At 59.8% G+C, this 4,879-nt stretch carries 4 protein-coding genes; 1 reads left to right on the top strand and 3 read right to left on the bottom strand.

Translation table 11 applies throughout. From position 1 onward, the window contains the following. A partial coding sequence (locus LXM94_RS25475; protein ID WP_235774635.1) for a YadA family autotransporter adhesin occupies positions 1 to 1,698 on the top strand: 1,698 nt, incomplete at its 5' end. A 55-nt stretch (positions 1,699 to 1,753) separates the two neighbouring features. Here the strand turns inward: LXM94_RS25475 and LXM94_RS25470 are convergent. From LXM94_RS25470 to LXM94_RS25460, 3 genes are all read right to left on the bottom strand, one after another. Beyond that, positions 1,754 to 2,509, bottom strand: coding sequence for a hypothetical protein (locus LXM94_RS25470; protein ID WP_235774633.1), 756 nt, complete (start codon positions 2,507 to 2,509; stop codon positions 1,754 to 1,756). Positions 2,510 to 2,613: 104 nt separating this feature from the next. After that, positions 2,614 to 3,885, bottom strand: coding sequence for a replication protein RepA (locus LXM94_RS25465; RefSeq protein ID WP_235774631.1), 1,272 nt, complete (start codon positions 3,883 to 3,885; stop codon positions 2,614 to 2,616). A gap of 63 nt (positions 3,886 to 3,948) precedes the next feature. Next, positions 3,949 to 4,879, bottom strand: a 931-nt coding sequence (locus tag LXM94_RS25460) for a Fic family protein (RefSeq protein WP_235774629.1), incomplete at its 5' end; no start/stop codon positions are given.

Raw genomic sequence — 4,879 nt, 5'->3', positions numbered from 1 at the left:
GCCGTCAACGGGTCGCAACTCTTCGCTACCAACCAAGCCATTAACCAGGTGGCCGTGACTGCCGGGACCGGCTGGAATCTGACGGCGGGGGGTGCGAATAGCACCAACGTAGCGCCGGGCGAGACCATCGACTTGAACAACAGCGACGGCAACCTGGTTGTCAGCAAGAGTGCAACCGACGACGCGGTGACGTTCGACCTGGCCGACGATATCGCGGTCAGCAGCGTGACCCTGGGCGGCACGGTGCTGAACAGCGCCGGCCTGGTCATTGCCGGTGGCCCGAGCATCACCACTGCCGGCATCAATGCCGGCGGCATGGTCATCACCAACGTTGCGGCTGGCCAGGTGTCGGCGGCCAGCACCGATGCGGTCAACGGCGCACAACTCTTCGCGACCAACCAGGCGATTGACGACATCGCCGTGACCGCTGGGACCGGCTGGAACCTGACAGCGGGGGGCGCGAACAGCACCAACGTAGCGCCGGGCGAGACCATCGACTTGAACAACAGCGATGGCAACCTGGTAGTCAGCAAGAATGCGACCGACGACGCGGTGACGTTCGACCTTGCCGACGATATCGCCGTCAACAGCGTGACTCTTGGCGGCACGGTGCTGAACAGCGCCGGCCTGGTCATTGCCGGTGGCCCGAGCATCACCACTGCCGGCATCAATGCCGGCGGCATGGTCGTCGCCAACGTTGCCGCTGGCGTGAATCCGACCGATGCGGTGAACATGCAGCAGCTAGCCGAACTGCAGCAAGGCCTCACGGGTGATTACGTCGAGCAAGGCGCACAGGGCGGGACGAACAGCGTTGCCGTTGGTACCGGCTCGCAAACCGTGGCTAATAACGCAGTGGCGCTGGGCAATGGTGCGGTGGCCGACCGTGCGAACACCGTTTCGGTGGGCGCGGCCGGTGCGGAGCGGCAAGTGACGAACGTCGCCGCCGGCACCGCCGACACCGACGCGGTGAACCTGGCGCAGATGCGCGACGCCGATATCACCGTTCTGAATGAAGCCAACGCTTACACCGACCAGCAAATCAGCAACATCAGCAACAGCATCAGCGACACGCTGGCGGGTGATTACGTTGAGCAAGGCGCACAGGGCGGGACGAACAGCGTTGCCGTTGGTACTGGCTCGCAAACCGCGGCCGACAATGCGGTGGCGTTGGGCAATGGTGCAGTGGCCGACCGTGCGAACACCGTTTCGGTGGGCGCGGCCGGTGCGGAGCGGCAAGTGACGAACGTCGCCGCCGGCACCGCCGACACCGACGCGGTGAACCTGGCGCAGATGCGCGCAGGCGATGCGCAGACATTGACGGAAGCGAACACTTACACCGACAGCCGCACGTCCTACGCGGTCAGCACGGCGAACAACTACACCGATGCCCGCATTAGCGAAATGACCACCCTTTGGGATGACCAGTGGCAAGACGTGAGCAATCGCGTTGACCGACTCGACCGCGACATGCAGCGCCTTGGCGCTATGAGTGCGGCGCTGACAATGATGGTCGGGTCATCGGCCGACAGTCCGTCGCGGGTATCGGCGCAAGTAGGCGTGGGCTTCTACGGCTCGTCAGCGGCGCTGGCCGTGGGCTTGAAGGCCCGGTTAAGCAAGCGCAGCGCTATGGCGATGGGCTTGTCCCACGACGGGGCGAAAGCACTTGGCGGCATCGGGCTTTCGTTCAACCTCGATTGATAGGCGAAATAAGGTTTCCCCACTTAGGCCGGCATAATGCCGGCCTTTTTTTCGCCTAATCCTCGTAGCGTGCGATTCCTTTGAGGTCGCCAATGAAGTCATAGAGTCCGGTGTGCGTTACCGTCACAGTGGACAGGCCGAAGACCCGGCCGCCGTGGTGCCGCACCGACTGGCAGAATGCAATGTCTTCGCCCTGATTATTGGTCGCGTTGAAAAATACATGACGCGGCACTTCGAGAGTGTCACCCGCCATCGGAGCCAAGGGCGGCAGGGGCACCCGCTCGATCAATCGGCGTAGGCAGTCGCGGCTAATCATCATCAAGCCCGTACCAATGGCGTCAACTTCAATCAGCTTCGGCCCGATGGTCATGTTTGGACTGCCGCCTGAGAGGTGGAACATGCCCGTATAGTCGCCGGCAAGGTGAGGTAAATGCTTGGGGTCAATATCGGGGTTGCGCAGGACAATTTCTTTGATGCGCGCCCAGTCCATCGAGCGCTTTGGACACATGGCACCTACAACGTCGCGGTCACGAAACGCGAGAAGGTCCACAAGCTCATCGACATTGAACCCAATATCGTCATCAACAAAGAGAAGATGGCTGCATTGGGTTTCGTAGAGGAAGCGGCTTGCCAGGATGTTGCGGGCATGGTCGATGATGCTGACGCCGACCAGGACTAGCAGGTCGACCGGAATCCCCGCTTGCGCGCAATAGCGCTGCAAGCCGAAGACGCTACGAACGTAATTGGCCGTCGCATTGCCGCGCAGCATCGGCGTCGCTATCGCGAGTGAAAAGGGCGTGTCGTCTGACACTGATGATATCTCCTGGGGAAGTGGCGCGATTGGTGACACGCTGGCGACCTGGCCAATTCTAGGCAGTCGCCAAGACAGATTCAGCGCAATATGGACAAGCTGCCCTAGAAGAAGGGCAGCGAGGCTTGCTGTTCGACCAATTTCGGGGGAACGTGGGTTGGACTCGGATAGAGGACAAGACCGTTTTCTGTCGCGGCTAGCTTGGCGTCGTTGTAAATCGCGACAACATGCTTCAGTTCGCGCAGGAATGCGCGACGGAAATCGCGCAAGCCCTGTTCGTTGCTGGCATAGCCAGCGCCGAACTGAGAGGAAAGCGAGATCCACGGAATCGTGGTCCGCTTGGATAGGTAGCTCATTCTATGGGTAAGCCAGACATAGATATCTAGCGCGAGCGGGGAATGCCGGAAGGCCTTCATCGCATGCATATTGACCGGGATCGGATGGTCGATGCACTCCTGAAAGAACGGCCGCGACAAGACCAGCTTCGAACTCCATTGCCCGGCTTCCGTCTGCTCCTGCGGTTGCCACCATTCAACGCGCTCCGCGAGCAAAACGTTTTGCAGCGCCCATGATTCCCGACCGTCATAACGGCATGAAATGATGGCACTGAAAAGCGTCGTCATGGCGTGCTTCAGCCGTGTGATGTCGCCTCGCTTGCCGCCTGTGTTCTTCAGGCCAAGCTCGCGAAGATACGCAGACAGCGTATTTCCGAGCGATAGAACAGGCTCTTTTTTCAACACTGCTTCCGAGCATACCCATGCGAGAAGCAGGCGCGGCAGCGTGCCATAGGGCAAGCCTTCAGGGTGTGCCGTAAGCATAGTGAGCGTGTAATCGCCGTTTTTGCGAACGAAACGGTCTTCGGGCACGCGACGATGGGGAAGCGTAGCGATTGCGAGCGCTCGCGTCATGAAGCCTATCGTACCGGCTGCTTTGGCATCGTCGGCCTCGATGGCAAGATGTGCCTCGATGAGGTCGCGAACACGGTTCGGCAATTCGTCATAGCGATAGTCGTAAACGGCCGGTTTGATGGGCGTTTCGACTCTCTTGGGTGGTTTGGCGGGCTTTTCCTCAGTCGTGGTCGCGATAGCACGCCTTGAACTACCGCGCCTGGGCACGGCGTGGGCGGGCAAATCAGCGATCAGGTCGGCAAGTGCATTCGACGTATTGCGCCGAACCTTGAACATCGATTCGGCAATGGCCTTCGGTTCGTTTTGAACCGACTGTTTGAAGACGGTCTTGGCCGCGATGATGTCGGCATCCTCAACGGCGAAGCCGTTGGCTATCATTTCGGCCCGGTACGCCTGGCGTTGCACCGCAAAAGGGTCTTTTGCCGTGGATGCTGCGCGCCTGCTCGTGCTATCATGTTTGCTAGTCATCGTTACCTGTCCCAAAATCGGTGATGGTGATAAGCCGGCAGATTGCCCGATCTGCCGGCTTTTCTATTTCTCGCGGTCACGCGTGGGTGCTTCCTTCGTCCGCGAGGCTTCCTTGGCCTTGATGTTGAAGTCTTTCGTATCGCCCTCGTTCAAACGACGTTGAACGAACGTGCGAGCCTGCTCCTGCGCATCCTGTCGCTTCTGTGCACTGTCGGGGAATTTCTCGACAGCATACTTCCCAGCTCTATCCAGCGTGTCATAGGCATATTTCAGCTCAGGATGGACCTTCTTGGCCTGTTCTTCCGGCAAGCGTTCGAATGCGATTGAACGAAGCGGACGGATCGCGTCCCGCAGCAAATCGGACAGGTCGCGATTGCCGTCGAGCATATCGAGCGTGAGGCTAATTTCGCGGCGCGTATCGTCGTTCCTGATATGCGGCATAGCCAATCTGTTTACGCTCAGGTCACGGGCGACATAGAGGACGTTGCGTCCACCCTCAGAGCTGTTGAAGCGGCTCCAGTCCAGCTCATAGCCCGCTTCGCGTGCGAGCTGGGAAGTGAAGGCGCGCAGAGTGCGGCTATTGCCGTCCGGAAACGGATGCAAGTAATCCAGCTTGGTGTACAGCGAGGCGATAACCTTCGTGAATTCTGCGGTCTTCAGTTTGGAGAGCGAGGCCGGTTCTACGCCTTTCAGCGTTTCCTCAATGGCGTTCTGTGACGCTTTATCCATCGGCGAATAGGCAACGAAGGTCGTAATGTTGCGCCCCTCTAGCGTGCGTTGCTTCCGCCAGTCCTTGCCGGCCGGAACAGTCGGCCGGTACTGGCCGGGCGTTACGTGGTCCAGGCCTGCACCGGGAAGGTCTTGGAAGATGCGGCGATTGATTTCGCGCAAGTGCGCGGCATCGAAATTGCCGCGCACCGGGTCAAGTTCAAGCTCGACAATGCGTCGGAAGGTATAGCGGCCTTCGAGGCTTTCGCGCTCCTGGGCGGAAAGC

This window comes from Rhizobium alarense (assembly GCF_021555155.1).
GTDB classification, from domain to species: Bacteria; Pseudomonadota; Alphaproteobacteria; order Rhizobiales; family Rhizobiaceae; genus Rhizobium_D; species Rhizobium_D alarense.
Note: the sequence above shows the minus strand (reverse complement) of the source record. Positions and strands in the feature narration are given on the sequence as shown.